The sequence below is a fragment of the Geodermatophilus sp. SYSU D00758 genome (assembly GCF_054049955.1).
This window is the reverse complement of the sequence record NZ_JBJGYK010000004.1, coordinates 1-15,509: the sequence shown is the minus strand read 5'-3', so window position 1 is coordinate 15,509 and position 15,509 is coordinate 1. Positions and strand designations below refer to the sequence as shown.

The 15,509-nt window shown below is 76.5% G+C and carries 14 protein-coding genes and 1 riboswitch; of the genes, 3 read left to right on the top strand and 11 right to left on the bottom strand.

The features are described from left to right. Positions 1-104: 104 nt before the first annotated feature. Positions 105-266: riboswitch (cyclic di-AMP (ydaO/yuaA leader) on the bottom strand. A 139-nt stretch (positions 267-405) separates the two neighbouring features. Next, on the bottom strand, positions 406-1,254 hold the full coding sequence (locus tag ACI8AC_RS04130) for a hypothetical protein (RefSeq protein ID WP_456895476.1): 849 nt from the start codon (positions 1,252-1,254) through the stop codon (positions 406-408). Positions 1,255-1,472: 218 nt separating this feature from the next. Here ACI8AC_RS04130 and ACI8AC_RS04125 point away from each other — a divergent pair, with 218 nt between their 5' ends. Together ACI8AC_RS04125 and ACI8AC_RS04120 are read left to right on the top strand one after the other, a co-directional pair. Beyond that, complete coding sequence (locus tag ACI8AC_RS04125; protein WP_456895474.1) at positions 1,473-2,579, top strand: LLM class flavin-dependent oxidoreductase; 1,107 nt, start codon at positions 1,473-1,475, stop codon at positions 2,577-2,579. Next, complete coding sequence (locus tag ACI8AC_RS04120) at positions 2,576-3,196, top strand: FMN reductase (protein ID WP_456895472.1); 621 nt, start codon at positions 2,576-2,578, stop codon at positions 3,194-3,196. Before ACI8AC_RS04125 ends, ACI8AC_RS04120 begins: the two co-directional genes overlap by 4 nt. Before the next feature lie 76 nt (positions 3,197-3,272). Here the strand turns inward: ACI8AC_RS04120 and ACI8AC_RS04115 are convergent, their stop codons facing one another. Together ACI8AC_RS04115 and ACI8AC_RS04110 are read right to left on the bottom strand one after the other, a co-directional pair. Next, complete coding sequence (locus tag ACI8AC_RS04115; RefSeq protein WP_456895470.1) at positions 3,273-4,007, bottom strand: AmiS/UreI family transporter; 735 nt, start codon at positions 4,005-4,007, stop codon at positions 3,273-3,275. Positions 4,008-4,396: 389 nt separating this feature from the next. Continuing rightward, positions 4,397-4,687 (bottom strand): hypothetical protein, encoded by a 291-nt coding sequence (locus ACI8AC_RS04110; protein ID WP_456895468.1) that lies wholly within the window; start codon positions 4,685-4,687, stop codon positions 4,397-4,399. Between the two features lie 141 nt (positions 4,688-4,828). Here ACI8AC_RS04110 and ACI8AC_RS04105 point away from each other — a divergent pair, with 141 nt between their 5' ends. Then, positions 4,829-4,996, top strand: coding sequence for a hypothetical protein (locus ACI8AC_RS04105; RefSeq protein ID WP_456895466.1), 168 nt, complete (start codon positions 4,829-4,831; stop codon positions 4,994-4,996). A 51-nt stretch (positions 4,997-5,047) separates the two neighbouring features. Here ACI8AC_RS04105 and fmdA read toward each other — a convergent pair whose 3' ends face one another. The 8 genes from fmdA to ACI8AC_RS04065 all read right to left on the bottom strand — a co-directional run bounded on the left by fmdA (position 5,048) and on the right by ACI8AC_RS04065 (position 15,381). Then, positions 5,048-6,301: a formamidase gene (gene fmdA, locus ACI8AC_RS04100; protein WP_456895464.1), complete on the bottom strand. Its 1,254-nt coding sequence runs from the start codon at positions 6,299-6,301 to the stop codon at positions 5,048-5,050. A 141-nt stretch (positions 6,302-6,442) separates the two neighbouring features. Further along, positions 6,443-6,721, bottom strand: a complete 279-nt coding sequence (locus tag ACI8AC_RS04095; protein ID WP_456895462.1) for an FmdB family zinc ribbon protein — start codon at positions 6,719-6,721, stop codon at positions 6,443-6,445. Positions 6,722-6,891: 170 nt separating this feature from the next. Next, complete coding sequence (locus ACI8AC_RS04090; protein WP_456895460.1) at positions 6,892-8,466, bottom strand: glutamate synthase-related protein; 1,575 nt, start codon at positions 8,464-8,466, stop codon at positions 6,892-6,894. Positions 8,467-8,480: 14 nt separating this feature from the next. Further along, a complete protein-coding gene (locus ACI8AC_RS04085; RefSeq protein ID WP_456895458.1) occupies positions 8,481-9,932 on the bottom strand; it encodes a GntP family permease in 1,452 nt (483 codons plus the stop codon). Positions 9,933-9,950: 18 nt separating this feature from the next. Beyond that, positions 9,951-11,501 (bottom strand): gluconokinase, encoded by a 1,551-nt coding sequence (locus tag ACI8AC_RS04080; RefSeq protein WP_456895456.1) that lies wholly within the window; start codon positions 11,499-11,501, stop codon positions 9,951-9,953. Between the two features lie 72 nt (positions 11,502-11,573). Further along, positions 11,574-12,632, bottom strand: a complete 1,059-nt coding sequence (locus ACI8AC_RS04075) for a hypothetical protein (protein ID WP_456895454.1) — start codon at positions 12,630-12,632, stop codon at positions 11,574-11,576. A 197-nt stretch (positions 12,633-12,829) separates the two neighbouring features. Next, complete coding sequence (locus ACI8AC_RS04070) at positions 12,830-14,185, bottom strand: MFS transporter (RefSeq protein WP_456895452.1); 1,356 nt, start codon at positions 14,183-14,185, stop codon at positions 12,830-12,832. Further along, entirely contained in the window at positions 14,182-15,381 is a 1,200-nt protein-coding gene (locus ACI8AC_RS04065) for a helix-turn-helix domain-containing protein (protein WP_456895451.1), read from the bottom strand. Before ACI8AC_RS04065 ends, ACI8AC_RS04070 begins: the two co-directional genes overlap by 4 nt. Positions 15,382-15,509 lie beyond the last annotated feature (128 nt).

Below are 15,509 nucleotides of genomic sequence, written 5' to 3'. Positions count from 1 at the left end.
AGGGGGCAGGCGGGACTAGCGCACCGGGGAGGAGGCGCGGGAGGCGCGCGGTGGGCGGTCCGGGCGTGCTGCGGGGGCCCGTGAGCAGGGCATGCGGAACGGTCTCCTTCTTCCGTGGCCGCCTACCGGGTTAGCTGACGGGTTCGGGCGGGAAGAAGCCCTACCTGCCGCCCGGTGCGGGACCGGGAGGCAGGACTCACCCCAGGACTGCGGTGGGTCCCCGGCTCGTCCCCGCGGTTGCGGGCACGACTCGGCGGCGTCCGGCCGGACACCCCGAGCGGGGACGAGCGGACCTGCCGGACGCAGGCCACGGTAGGTGCCGTTACCGCGCCGTGACAATCCCGGGCGCCACATCCGGCACGTGAGCTGGGTCGCCCGGGGGCAAGCGGCGCGGGCTCGCGGGGGTCACGGCGCCACGGGCTCCCGGGGCTCGCCGATCACCACGTTGCCGGTCACCCGCACGCCGCCGGGGGCCGGCGCGGTCCCGGGTGCGGCCGGGCCCGGGGCGGCCAGGGAGTCCAGCGCGGCCGCGATCTGGCCGGTCACCCGGCGCAGCGCGGCCCGGGCCTCGTCGCGCTGCCGGCACAGGTCGACCAGTTCCCGGTCCACCGCCGCGAGCCGGGCCGCCCGCTCCTCCTCCGCCTCGGCACGGGCCGCGGCCAGCAGCGCCTCGGCGTCCCGGCGCGCGCTCGCCAGCGCCGCCTCCGCCTCCTGCCGCGCCGTCGCCAGCGCGGCGTCGGCCTCCTGCCGCGCGGCCGCCAGCGCCGCCTCGGCCTCGCGGCGCAGGGTCGAGGACTCCAGCTGCACCTGCCGGCCGGCCGCCACCGCGGCCGCGCGGAGGTCCGCGACGTCGCGCAGCCCGGCCTCGGCCTCGGTGCGCGCCGCCTCCCGGATGCGCCCGGCCTCCTCCTCCGCCCCGGTCACGAGGGCGGAGGCGCGGGCCTCGGCGAGCCGGAGCAGCTCGTCCATCCGGGTCACCACCGTGACCGCGTCCGCCGGCGGGGGCACGGGCGCGGGAGATGCGCCGACCGGGTCGTTGCAGCCGCTGCACCGACCGGGTTCCGGCGCCCGGCCGGCCAGCTCCGACTCGGCCCAGGCGACGTACTCGTCGACGTCGGCCGGGTCGTAGCCGTGCAACCTGCGGCGGAACCGCGGGCGGGGCTCGAAGAGGGCCTCGATCCCGGTCGCCGCCGGCTCCGGCAGGTCCGCCCAGCCGTGCTCGCCGACCGCGCCCTCGTGTGCCACTGCCGTCATGTCCGGATCCCCCTCCGCGCCGTTCGGTACAGCGACTGCACCGTCTCAGACGCTGGCTGCAGCGGCAGCACGACCCGGCGCGCGGCGGGGACGGCACGGGCGTGGTCCGGCTGCCCGTACCCGGCCGGTCACGGAGCGTCGATCCGACCCAGGGAACACGGCGGTCGCAGCGGGCGTTGCGACGAGTAGTCAGTTGAACTCTCAACGAGGGAGTCGAGATGCAGTTCGGCATCTTCACGGTCGGCGACGTCACGCCCGACCCCACCACCGGTCGCGCGCCCACGGAGGGCGAGCGGATCCAGGCGATGGTCGCCATCGCCCAGAAGGCCGAGGAGGTCGGCCTCGACGTCTTCGCCACGGGCGAGCACCACAACCCGCCGTTCGTGCCGTCGTCGCCGACGACGCTGCTGGGCTTCATCGCCGCCCGGACGCAGCGCCTGCTGCTGTCGACGTCCACCACGCTGATCACCACCAACGACCCGGTGAAGATCGCCGAGGACTACGCGATGCTCCAGCACCTCGCCGGCGGCCGGCTGGACCTGATGATGGGCCGCGGCAACACCGGCCCGGTCTACCCCTGGTTCGGGCAGGACATCCGCGAGGGCCTGCCGCTGGCGGTGGAGAACTACGCGCTGCTGCGGCGGCTGTGGACCGAGGACGTCGTCGACTGGTCCGGCCGCCACCGCACCCCGCTGCAGGGCTTCACGTCGACGCCGCGACCGCTCGACGGCGTCCCCCCGTTCGTGTGGCACGGCTCGATCCGCTCCCCGCAGATCGCCGAGCAGGCCGCCTACTACGGCGACGGCTTCTTCTCCAACCACATCTTCTGGCCGAAGGAGCACACGCAGCGCATGGTCGAGTTCTACCGGCAGCGCTTCGAGCACCACGGGCACGGTGCGGCCGACCAGGCGATCGTCGGCCTGGGCGGGCAGGTGTTCATGCGGCGCAACAGCCAGGACGCCGTCCGGGAGTTCCGCCCCTACTTCGACGTGGCCCCGGTGTACGGGCACGGCCCGTCGCTGGAGCAGTTCACCGAGCAGACCCCGCTGACGGTGGGCAGCCCCCAGCAGGTGATCGAGCGGACGCTGGGCTTCCGCGAGTACGTCGGCGACTACCAGCGCCAGCTCTTCCTCGTCGACCACGCCGGCCTGCCGCTGAAGACCGTCCTCGAGCAGCTGGACCTGCTCGGCGAGGAGGTCGTGCCGGTCCTGCGCCGGGAGTTCGCCGCCCGCAGGCCGGCGCACGTGCCGGAGGCCCCGACGCACGCCTCGCTGGTCGCCGCCCGCCGCGCCGCCACGGCGCCCGAGGAGGTGGGCGCCCGATGAGCACGCGGACCCTCGCCGTGGTCAGCGCGGGGCTGTCGACCCCGTCGTCCACCCGGCTGCTGGCCGACCGGCTCACCGCCGCCACCGTCACCGCCCTGCACGAGCGGGGCGACGACGCGATGGTGGAGGTGGTCGAGCTGCGCACGCACGCCCGCGACCTGGCGGACCACCTGGTCACCGGGTTCGCCGACGGGTCGCTGCGCGCGGCGATCGACACGGTCGTCGGCGCCGACGGGCTCGTCGCGGTCACGCCGGTGTTCTCGGCGTCCTACAGCGGGCTGTTCAAGACGTTCTTCGACGTCCTGGACAAGGACTCCCTCACCGGGACACCGGTGCTGCTCGGCGCCACCGCCGGCACCGCCCGGCACTCGCTGGTGCTCGACCACGCGCTGCGGCCGCTGTTCGCCTACCTGCGCGCGGTGCCCGTGCCCACCGGCGTCTTCGCCGCCGCGGAGGACTGGGCCGGCGGGGACGGCACCGACGCCACGCTGCAGCGGCGCGTCGAGCGGGCCGCCGGGGAGCTGGCCGACGCGGTCGCCGGCCGGCCGGCCCGCGCCGCGGTCGCCGACCCGTTCGCGGACGTGCCCTCCTTCGAGGAGCTGCTCGGCAGGGGCTGACCGCCGTCGTCCTGCGGCCGGCCGTGACGTCGGACCGCCCGGGGCGGCCCCGACGTCACGAGCACGGCCGCCGGGCTCACCCGCCCGGGCGGGACGCCGCCCCGGACCCGGCCGGCCGGCCGGGAGCCTGCCCGCCGGAGCCCTCCGCCGAGGAGGCACGCGCCACCGGGACCCCCGCGGCCCCGGACTCACCGGCGACCGGCGCGGCCGGCGCTGCGGACCCGCGCAGCGGGCGGTAGAAGATCAGCAGGCTCGCGGCCAGCACGACGGCGAGCACGATCGCCGTGGTGCCGATGTAGTCGTCCCACACCCCGGTGAGCAGCATGAACGCCGGGACGGCGGCGGTCAGGACGCCCGCGGTGAGCGCGATGGCTCCGGTGTACCGGGTGAGCTCCTCGCGCTTGAGCCCGAGCACCAGGAAGAACAGGGACCACAGCACGGACCAGTAGAGCCAGATGACGCCGAAGGCCGCGTCGGTCGGGTCGACGTACCAGAAGTTGAGGCCGGCGTAGACCACCGCGCACGCCGCGACGAAGGCGGAGAACCAGCCCAGGCCCGTGCCGTCGAGGCCGGCCAGCAGGTTGATCCCCACGTACAGGTACGTGAACCCGAACAGGTAGAGACCCGACGCGTTCAGCGTGATCGCCGCGTCGTTCCCGGCGGTGAAGATCAGGTACGTGGGTGTGACGACCTGCAGGGCCCCCACGAACAGGTTCAGCGGGGCCGCGGCGCGCGGGTCCACCCGCCCCAGCAGCATGAGGCCGTTGACCACGAGCACGGCCCCGACGTAGAGCAGTCCGACGCTTCCCATCTGCGCTCATCTCCTCGCGTCCGGCACGGGCGGGTGCATCCCCCGTGGGGCCGGCGGAGCGCACGGCCCGGCCCGCACCGACGGGCCGGGGCGGGCCCCCACCGGCTGCGCGCGCGGCCCGGACCAGGAGCGAGGTGGCGCGCCGCGGCTCGGCGCCGGGGGCGGGCAGGGCCGCCCGGGACCGGTGGTCATCGTCGACCTCCCAGCCGGTCGGGACGCCGCGCCGGGGGCACGGCGCCGCTCATCGACCGCGTTGCGCGACGACGATGCTGCCGCGGCCGAGCGGGCGTCAATGCCGCCCCGGGCCGGACCCGGCGGTCCGCTCCCCGGCGGCGCCCGGCCCCGCGCGTCCTCACGCGGCGACCACGGGTCACCGCGGACGGCGAACCTCAGCCGGGCGGCGGCTGCGCCGGACCGGCCGGCCGGTCGCCCGCGGCGGCGTCGTCCTCGGCGAGCGCGTCGTCCTCGGCGAGCGCGTCGTCGAGGAGCGCGGCGTCGAGAAGTGCGGCGAGGCCGTCGATGCTGCGGTGCGGCCCGCGGGTCCGGTGCACGACCGGCTCCGGGTCGGCGCCGTCGGCGGCGAGCGCCACGGTGAGGTCGTGCACGGTGCGCAGCACGGCCTTGCCGAAACGGTCGGCCGCCTCGTGCTGCTCCACCCGGGGCCGCGCGTCGTCGTCCACCACCCCAGTGTCGCCCCGTGCCGGGGCCGCCGTCGTCCGCGGGTGGCCGGGAGCCCGGCATGACGCGGCGGCACGCTGGGTAGGTCCTCCGGGCGGCCTCGAGCACCTGGGGGCGCACGCGCGCACGGAGAAGAGGGGTCCGTGGACAGCCGGATCGAGGTCAGCTGGACCTGTCGCGAGTGCGAGGTCGGCGGGCAGGACGCCGAGGAGGACGTCGGGGAGGACCCGACGTGCTGGTACTGCGAGGGACCGGTCGTGGTGACCGCACGCCCCACGGTCCGGACCCTGAGCGGTCCGGACGCCGCGTAGACGCCCGGACCGCCCGGTGTCACCCGTGTCGCGGGCCGCGGCCGGGTGACGTCACGAGGTCACGGCGCACTGCCCCCGGTCGGCCTTGACGGGGCCCGACGCCGACGGCTTGACGTCGAAGTCGAAGATCGCCGTCGGGAGGTACAGCGAGCAGCAGGCGTTCGGGATGTCGACGACCCCGCTGACCCGGCCCTCGATCGGCGCCGATCCGAGGAGCAGGTACGCCTGCTCCCCCGAGTAGCCGAACTTCTTCAGGTACTCGACGGCGTTGAGGCAGGCGTTGCGGTAGGCCTGCGTGGCGTCGAGGTAGAGGTTGCGGTCGTCACGGTGGTCCACCGAGACCCCGATGAAGGTGAGGAACTCCGAGTAGCGGGGCTCGACGTTGCCCGGCATGAAGATCGGGTTGGTCGTCACCCCGTAGGTCTCCATGCCGCCCTTGATGAGGTCGATGTGGAAGTCGATGAACCCGCCCATCTCGATGGCGCCGCAGAAGGTGATCTCGCCGTCGCCCTGGCTGAAGTGCAGATCGCCGCCGGAGAGCTTGGCGTCCTTCACGTGCACCGGGTAGAACACCCGCGACCCGCGGGTGAAGTTCTTGATGTCGTGGTTGCCGCCGTTCTCGCGGGCCGGCACCGTGCGCGCGCCGTCGCGGGCGATGCCGTCGGCGACGTCCCCGCTGGCCTGGCCCGCCAGGGTGTTGTCCACGAGGGGCGGCAGCGCCAGCGGGGGAACGCGGTCGGGGTCGGTGTCGATCAGGGCCCGCTCGCGCGCGTTCCACCGTCCGAGGAGCTCGGCCGACGGCGCCGTCCCGAACAACCCCGGGTGGGTGATGCCGGTGTAGCGGACGCCCGGGATGTGCCGGGAGGTGGCCACCTGGCCCTGGAAGTCCCAGATCGCCTTGTACGCGTCGGGGAAGTAGTCGGTCAGGAACCCACCGCCGTTGGCCTTGGCGAACACGCCGGTGTACCCCCACCCCTGCCCCGGGGCGTCGCCGAACTCCTGCGGCGCCTGCACCGGGCCCAGGTCGAGGATGTCGACGACCAGCAGGTCGCCGGGCTCGGCGCCCTCGACCCCGATCGGGCCGCTGAGCATGTGGGCGTGGGTCAGGTCGACGTCGCGGACGTCGTTGGCCGAGTCGTTGTTGCCGATCTGGCCGTCGGTCCACTCACGGCACTCGACCCGGATGTTCTGCCCGGGCCGCACCATCGTGGCGACGGGGACGTCCGGGTGCCAGCGGTTGTGCCCGGGCACCGCCTGGTCGCGCATCGACTTGGCCTGGTCGACGGTGAACAACACGTCTGGCATGTCCCCCACGCTCCGATCTGCGTTGACGGTGTGCGTGACCCGCGGTCTGCGGGCCGTCTGTCGGGGGTGGCCCGGGAGACGTGCCCCCGGGTCCGCCCCGGTGGTGGTGGCACGCACGGGGTCCCGGCGGGCCACCGGCGCTCAGGGCCGGGGCAGCGCGCTCCAGCGCGGGTCCCGCGGCGTCGGCCGGCTCGCCCGGGGCGGCACCGCCGTGGTGATCTCCGGGGCGTCCCGGCTGGCCTCCTCGCGCAGCCGGGCCGCGGCCACGGGCGCCGCCGTCCGGCTCAGCAGGGGGGTGGTGTACACCCGGCGGCCGGGAGCCCCGCAGGCCGGGCAGTCGCTCACCGGTTCCGCGGTGCCGATGGGCCGCCGGACCTCCCACGGGCCGCAGCCGGTGCACCGGTAGAGGTAACCCGCCATGGAGGTCCTCCGGGGACGTACCGGGCCCTGCTCTCGGGTGAGCCGCGAAGCTAGCCGCCGCCCGACGTGCCCCGCGAGGCCTCCCGGGCTCGCGGGACGAACGGACCGAAGCGTCCCGCGCGTCGCTACACCCGGACGCACGCGGGTGACCGGGGGGTACCCGGCCTGCGTCAGCCGGCCGCGTCCGGCGAGGGCGGCGCCGAGCCGCCCTCCGGGCCGCGGCCGGAGAGGACGGCCACGATCGCCTCGCGGTCGGCGGCCGAGGGCAGGCCCCAGCCGGGCTCGTAGCCGTACACCTCCCCCAGCGGCCGGGAGCCGGTGCGCCCGTCGAGGATCTCCACCGAGGAGACGTCGATCAGCCCCGGGTGCTCCACCCCGCAGGCCTCGGCCACCCGGTACAGGTCGCGGCGCAGCGTCTGCACGTAGTTGGCCATCCGCACCGCCTTGCGGGCCGGGTCCAGCCCGTGCGCCAGCCAGGCGTTCTGGGTGGCCACCCCGGTCGGGCAGGTGTCGGTGTGGCACTTCTGCGCCTGGATGCAGCCGATGGCGAGCATCGCCTCGCGGCCGACGTTGACCATGTCGCAGCCGAGGGCGAACGCCACGATCGCGTTGTCGGGGAGGCCGAGCTTCCCGGCGCCGATGAAGGTGACGTCCTCGTGCAACCCGGCGCGGGCGAACACCGAGTAGACGCGGGCGAAGCCGAGCTGGAAGGGCAGCGACACCGAGTCGGTGAAGATCAGCGGCGCGGCTCCGGTGCCCCCCTCCCCGCCGTCGACGGTGACGAAGTCGACCCCGCGGCCGGTCCGGGACATCAGGTCGGTCAACTCGTGCCAGAACGCCATGTCGCCGACGGCGGACTTGATCCCCACCGGCAGCCCGGTCTCGGCGGCCAGCATCTCGACCCAGTCCAGCATGCTGTCGGTGTCGGAGAACTCGGCGTGCCGGGACGGGCTGATGCAGTCCACGCCCTCGGGCACCCCGCGCGCCGCGGCGATCTCGGCGGAGACCTTGGCCGCGGGCAGGAGCCCGCCGAGCCCGGGCTTGGCGCCCTGGCTGAGCTTGACCTCGATCGCCCGCACCGGCGCCGCCGCGACGAGGTCCTTGAGCCGCTCCAGGTCGAAGCGGCCCCGCTCGTCCCGGCACCCGAAGTAGGCGGTGCCGATCTGGAACACCAGCTCGCCGCCGTGCCGGTGGTAGCCGGAGATCCCGCCCTCCCCGGTGTTCTGCAGGCACCCGGCCAGCGCCGCCCCGCGGTTGAGCGCCTCGACGGCGGCCCCGGACAGCGAGCCGTAGCTCATGGCCGAGATGTTGACCACCGACGCCGGCCGGAAGGCCCGCGCCCGGCCGCGCGGGCCGCCGAGCACCTTGGCGGCGGGCAGCCCCACCGCGTGCCCGGCGTGCGGGTCCGAGGGCGGCACGGCCCGCCCGAAGGTCCGGTGGTTGATCACCGGGTAGCCGGCGGTGAACTCCAGGTCGTTGTCGGTGCCGAAGCCGAAGTAGTTGTTGGCCTGCTTGGCCGAGGCGTAGACCCACCGCCGCTGGTCGCGGGTGAAGGGCCGCTCCTCGTTGTTGCCGGCGACCAGGTACTGCCGCAGCTCCGGCCCGATCGACTCGATGAGGTAGCGGGCGTGGCCGACGACCGGGAAGTTGCGCAGCAGGGTGTGCTCCCGCTGCAGCAGGTCCCGCGCCGCCAGCCCCGCCAGGCCGGCCAGCCCGGCGACGGCGGCCCGAGCTCCCGTGCGCATGGGCGCACCTCCTCTCAGAGGAACAGGCTCAGCACGAGGGCCAGCACGAACCCGATGGTGCCGAGCAGGGTCTCCATCACGGTCCAGGTCTTGAGCGTCGTCTTCTCGTCCATCCCGAAGAACCGGCTGACCAACCAGAACCCGGAGTCGTTGACGTGCGAGAGGACGGTGGCGCCGCCGGCGATGGCGATGACGATGAGCGCCAGGTCGGCCGAGCTGAGCCCGTCGGTGGCCGCCACGACCGGCGCGATGAGGCCGGCGGCGGTGGTGAGCGCGACGGTCGCCGACCCCTGGGCGACCCGGATGAGCGCGGAGATGACGAACGCGGCCACGATGACCGGCAGCCCGATGTCGCCGAGGACGTCGGCGAGGGCCTCGCCGATGCCGCTGGCCCGCAGCACGCCGCCGAACATGCCGCCGGCGCCGGTGATGAGGATGATCGCGCAGACCGGGCCGAGGGCGCTGTTGACCACCGACTCGACCTCCGCGCCGCTGTCGCCGCGCCGCCGGCCCAGCACCCACATGGCCACCAGCACGGTGATCAGCAGGGCGATGGGGGTGGCCCCGATCAGCTGCCCCCACCGGACGACCAGCGACTCCTCGTCGATCGTCCCGTTGGTCGCGAGGGTGCTCAGCCCGGTGTTGACGAAGATCAGCACCATCGGCAGGAGCAGCAGCGAGAGGACGGTGGCGAACCGGGGCGGCGCCGGGCGGGTCGCGGTGCGCGCTGAACCGGCGCCGGCGATCCCCGGGGAGGTGCCCTCGACCGACGGGTCGGGGGCGTTGTCGGCCGTCCGCTGGTCGGCGAGGATCTCCGGCACCGGCAGCTCGAACCGCTTGCCCGCCCACAGGCCGAAGAGGTAGCTGCCGAGGAACCAGGTCGGGACGCCGATGAGCAGGCCGAAGACCAGCACCAGCCCGATGTCGGCGCCGACCAGTTCGGCGGCGGCCACCGGCCCGGGGTGCGGCGGCACGAAGGCGTGCATGACCGCGAACGCGCCGGCGACCGGCAGCCCGTAGGTCAGCAGCGACCCGCCCAGCCGCCGGGCCACCGTGAAGACGATCGGCAGGAAGACGACCAGGCCGGCGTCGAAGAAGATCGGGAAGCCGAACAGCAGCGCGGCGACGCCGAGCGCCAGTGGCGCCCGCTGCTCACCGAAGCGGTTGATCAGGCTGTCGGCGAGCACCTGCGCCCCACCGCTGTGCTCGAAGAGCCGGCCCAGCATCGCGCCGAGGCCGACGAGCAGCGCCACGCTGGCCAGGGTCGTGCCGAAGCCCGAGGTCATCGTGTCGACGATGTCGGCCAGCGGGACCTGGGCCGCGAGCGCCACCAGGAGGCTGACCAGGATCAGCGCGACGAAGGCGTGCAGCTTCAGCTTCATGATCAGGAAGAGCAGGAGGCCGACGGCCGCGACGGCGATCAGGAGCAGCGGCCCGGCGCCCAGCGTCGGTTCGACCTCGGGCATGGCGTTACCTCCAGGCGGTCACACGACGTCGGCAGCGGCGTCGTCCAGGGCGTCCAGCGTGGTGAGGACCTCGGTGAGGGCCTCGGTGGAGCGGTCGACCAGCGGGCGCAGCGAGCGGTAGACCGCCACCGCGTCCGGGTCGGGGACGATCGGGTCGTGCACCTCGACGAGCGTGGTGGCGCGGTCGAGGTCGGGCAGCCCCCCGAGGGCGTGCAGGCCGAGCAGGCAGGCGCCGAGGCCGGTCCCCTCCGGGGAGTCGGCGACCCGCACCGGGAGGTCGAGGGCGGCGGCGAGGGTGCGCACCCAGAGGTCGGAGGCGACCGCCCCGCCGGTGGCCCGCACCTCGCACACCGGGACGCCGGTGCCGACGCACGCGTCCCGCACGAGCGCGAGCTGCTGGCACACCCCCTCCACCGCCGCCCGGACCAGGTGGGCGCGCCGGTGCTCGCGGCGCAACCCGATGAAGGCCCCGCGCAGCCCGGCCCGCCACCACGGGGCCCGCTCGCCCAGCAGGTAGGGCAGGCACAGCAGCCCCGAGCTGCCGACCGGAACCGAGCCGGCCTCCTCGAGCAGCCGGGCGTCGAGCGCGTCGGCCTCCTCCCCCTCGGGCGGGTCGGCGCCCGGGTCGGTGGCCAGCGCCTGCGCGGCCCAGCGGACCACCGACCCACCGTTGTTGATCGCGCCGCCGACCACCCACGCGTCGTCGGTCAGCGCGTAGCAGAACAGGCGCCGGGCGGGGTCCACCGTGGGCTCCGGGACGACGACCCGCATCGCGCCGCTGGTGCCGAGCGAGACCGCGGCGACCTCGGGGCGCACCGCGCCGACCCCCAGGTTGGCCAGCACCCCGTCGGAGGCGCCCAGCACCACCGGCAGGCCGGCCGGCAGGCCGGTGGCCTCGGCGACCTCCCGGCGCAGCCCGGGCAGCACCTCCGTCGTCGGGCGCACCTCGGCCAGCTGGCCGGGCCGGACGCCGGCGATGCCCATCGCCTCCTCGTCCCAGTGCCCGGCCCGGATGTCGTAGAGCCCGGTGGCCGAGGCGCAGGAGCGGTCGACCAGGTGGGCCCCGCCGCACAGCTCGGCGACGACCAGCTCCTTGACCCCGCCCCAGCGGGGCACCCCGGCCACCCGCTCGGCGTCCTCGGCCCGCTCCCAGGAGAGCTTCACCAGCGGGGACATGGGGTGGACCGGGGTGCCGGTGCGCTCGTGCAGGGCCCCCGCCCGGCCGTCGGCGACGAGGGCCCGGGCCCACGCGGCCGCCCGGTTGTCGGCCCACGTCACCACCGGGCCCAGCGGGGCGCCGGCGTCGTCCATGGGCACGGTGCCGTGCATGGCCGCCGACAGGCTGACGCCGACGACCCGGTCGCCGCGGTCGCGGGCGGCCGCGGCCACCTCGGCGAGCGCCTCGACCGCGGCGGTCCGCAACCGGTCGGCGTCCAGCTCGGCGCGGCCGGGTCCGGGGACCAGCAGCGGGTAGCCCACGCTGGCGAGGTCCCGGACCCGCCCGTCGTCGCCGGCCGTGACGGCCTTGGTCGCCGTGGTGCCGGAGTCCAGCCCGACGACGACGTCCACGACACCCTCCCCGGTCCGGCGCTGCCCGCGTCCCGATCGTGGGGGGAACCCCGGGCGCGCGCCACCGGGGGATCAGGACGCGAGCCGCTCCGGGGGCAGGTCGGTGGCGTCCTCCGCGGCCACCGCGGCGAGCACCCGCAGGGCGTCGTCGACCTGCGCGGTCAGCCGGTGCAGGGCCGCGCGCGCCTGGTCGCGGCGGCGCTGGAGGTCCTCCACCTCGGCGCGGGCCGCGGCCAGCCGGGCGGTGCAGTCGGCGTCGACCGCGGCGCGGACCCGCTCGGCCTCCGCCGCGACCTGCTCGGCGGCGGTGACCGCCTGCCGCTCGCGCTCCTCGGCGGCCTCGGCCGCGAGCCGCTGCCGCTCGGCGGCCGAGGCGGCGGCCAGGCGGTCGCGCTCGGCCGCCGCCTCGGCGAGGACCCGGTCGGCCTCGGCGCGGGCCGAGCGCAGCTGCTCGACGGCCTGCTCCCGCAGCGCGTGCGCCTCGGCGGACACGCGGGCGGCCTCGTCGGCGGCGGCCTGCTCCGCGGCGGCCGCCCGCCGGAGCACCGCGTCGGCCTCGCCCCGGACCTCCTCGAGCAGCCGGTCGGCGTCCGCGCGGGCCGCTGCGGTGACCCGGCCGGCCTCGCCGCGGGCGGCCCCGGTCACCCGGCCGGCCTCGTCGCGGGCGGCCCCGGTGACCCGGCCGGCCTCGTCGCGGGCCTCCTCGAGCAGGCGCTCGGCGTCGGCCTGGGCGGCCTCGGTCAGCCGGGCCGCCTCGTCGGCGGCCAGCCGGAGGATCTCGCCCACCCGCTCGGACACGCGGACGAGCTCACGGCCCTCCGGCGAGACGGTCAGCAGCCCCCGGGCGGCGTCCAGCTCCGCCGAGCAGGTCCCCAGCCGGTGCACCAGGTCCTCGGCCTCGCGGCGGGCGGCCAGCAGCTCCCCCTCGGCCCAGGACACGTAGTTGTCGACCTGCAGGCGGTCGTAGCCGCGCAGCGCCGAGCGGAAGGCCGGTCGGGACTCCAGCACCTGGTCCAGGTCGCCGGTGAGGTTGGGATGGCGGATCGCCCCCGTGCGGGGGGGCGGGGCGGGCGACCGGGTGCCCCCGGTCGTCGCGTCCTCGGTGGCCGGGTTCAGGGGCCGTCGGTTCACGGGACCTCCTCTCGGTCCCGCGCCCGGTCGGGATCGGCCGTCCGGGCGGGGGAGCGCCTGTGGGTGCGGCAGGTGCCCGGAGGGTCGCAGGGCGTGCGGCGCCGTGGCAGGCGAACCGGGACGCCGGGCGACGGCGCACCGGGGACACGACCGCGGAACCGACGGCGAGTAGGCGATCGATCACCTCACGTGATCGGTCAGGGCTGCTCCCCCGGCCGCCCGGCGGGGTAGGCCGAGCGCCCGCGCAGCCGCGCCCCGACCGCGACCAGCAGCGGCGCCAGCACCACGCCGTCGCGGGCCAGCCGGGCCCGCAGCTCGCGGCGGTGCCGGAGCACCCCGACCAGGCCGACGGCCCAGAAGACGTACTGCACGGCGAACGCGGCGCGGAAGGCGTCCAGGGAGTAGTCGGTGGAGGCGCCCGGGGTCAGCAGGTCGAGCACCGCACCGATGGCGAGGATGGTGAGCAGCGAGGCCAGGAAGCCGCCGACGTTGACCACCCCGCTGGCGCTGCCCTGCCGCTCGGCCGGGTTCCAGGTGCGGGCGAAGTCGAAGCCGATCATCGACCCGGGGCCGTTGGTGCCGAGCACGACGACCAGCAGCACGAGCACGGGCAGCGGGGCGCGGCCGGGCCACAGGAGCACGAGGGTCCAGGCGGCCGCGGTGAGGGCGAGGATCGAGAACACCAGCACCGAGCGGCGCAGCGGCCAGCGCCCGCAGAGCCGGCCCAGCAGGGGGCCCACGCCGATGCCCACCACGACCAGCACGGTGAGCAGCCCGGCGGCGACCGCGGGCTGCAGGCCCTGGCCGACGACGAGGAACGGGTAGCCCCACAGCAGGGCGAACACGGTCCCCGAGAACTGGGTGACCAGGTGGGTGTAGAGGCCGATGCGGGTGCCCGGCTCCCGCCAGGTGAGCGCCAGCCCGCGCCGGACCTCGGCCAGCCCCGCCGGCGTGGCCGGCGCCGTGCCGGGCGGCGCGTCGCGCAGCGCGACCAGGACGAGGACGGCGACCAGCACGCTCACCGCCGCCGCGCCGAGGAAGGTGGCCTCCCACGAGGTGGCGTGCAGCAGGGCGACGAGGGGGTAGGCGGCCACGATCTGGCCGAGCTGGCCGAACTGCCCGGTCAGCTGGGTGATGAGCGGGACCCGCGGGCCGGGGAACCAGAACCCGATCACGCGCAGCACGCTGACGAAGGTCATGGCGTCGCCCGCGCCGACGAGCACACGGGCGGCCACCGCGGTCGGCACGTCCCCGGCGAGGGCCAGCAGCGCCTGCCCGGCGGCCATCGTGAGCGCCCCGGCCAGGATGAGCCGCCGGGAGCCGAACCGGTCCAGCGCGACCCCGACCGGCACCTGCAGCCCCGCGTAGACGACCAGCTGCAGGACGACGAACAGCGAGATCGCCGAGGCGCCGGCGGCGAAGCGCTCCTGGGCCTCGACCCCGGTGACGCCGAGGGAGGCCCGGTGGAACACCGCGACCGCGTAGGCCACCAGGGCCACCGCCCAGACGGTGTAGGCGCGGGCCGTCGGGCGGGCGGCGGTCGGCGTGGTCACCCTCCGGAGGACGCCCCTGCGGCCGGGAACATTCCGCCCGGCCCCGTGAGACCCCTCACCGGCCGGTGCGCGGCCCGCGGCAGCAGCCGGGTGAGCGCTCCGCGCGGCAGGCCGTGCACCAGCTCCAGCCGCTGGCAGGCCGCCGGCGACGGGCGACCCGCCCCGGTCTCCCAGCGGCGCACCACCCGGCCCGGCACGGCCAGCCGCCGGCCCAGGGCGGCCGCGGACCAGCCCGCGGCCTGCCGGAGGGCGGTCAGCAGCTGCGCCAGCTCGTCGGGCCGCCACGCCGACGGGCGCGGCAGCGCGGGCAGCCGCACCCCGGTGGCGGCGAGGACGACCGGCAGCGGCCGCCGCAGCAGCCGGCAGAGCGGCCGGACGGCGACCCGCGGGACCGGGCGGGTCCCCGCCTCCCAGTGCGCCACCGTGCGGGTGCTGACGCCCAGGTGCAGGGCCAGCTCCCGCTGGGTGAGGCCGGCGGCGCGGCGCAGCCCGGCCGGCGTCGGCGCCGGGGCGGGCTCCTCCCGGGGCGGCCGGGCCGCCCCGGCGAGCAGCTGCGGGACGGCGAGGCCGAGGGCGCCGGCCACCGCGGCCAGGCGGTCCCGCGGCACGCGGACCCGGCCGTTCTCCCACTGGTGCACCGTCGTCGCGCCGATGCCGACCGCCGTGCGGAAGGCGCGCTGGGAAAGCCCCCGGCGGCGGCGGAGGGCGCCGAGGCCGGGCAGCCTGGTGCCGTCGGAGCGGCGCGGCGGGCTCCCGGCCAGGACGTCGGCCGCCCGCGCCGGGTCCAGGTGCAGGGCGGCGGCCAGCCGCGGCCACACGTCGGGGGCCGGCGTGCGGACCCCGTTCTCCCACCGGGAGACCGTGGAGGGGGCGACGCCGACCTTGCGGGCCAGCTGGGTCGTGGTCAGCCCGGCCGCCAGCCGGGCCCGGCACAGGGGCGAGGCGCCCGCCCCGCCCGAGGTGCGCACCGTGCGGACGCGGTCGGGACCGGCCAGCGCGCGCAGCCGGGCCGGGTCGAGGTCGAGCACGCGGCCCACCGCGGGCAGGTGCACCGGCTGGGGGCAGACGCCGTCGACCTCCCAGCTGCGCAGGGTGGTGTGCGCGACGCCGAGCCGGCGCGCCGCGGCCAGCCGGCTGAGCCCCGCGCCGGTGCGCCAGGCGACCAGGGCCGGGCCGAGCCCGGGGGCTGCGGTCACCGGGTCAGACGTCGGTGACGCGGATGCCGGCGTGGGCCTTGTACCGGCGGTTGACCGACACCAGGTTCACCGTCAGCGCCTCCACCTGCGCGGCGTTGCGCAGCCGCCCCGCGTACACCCCGCGCATC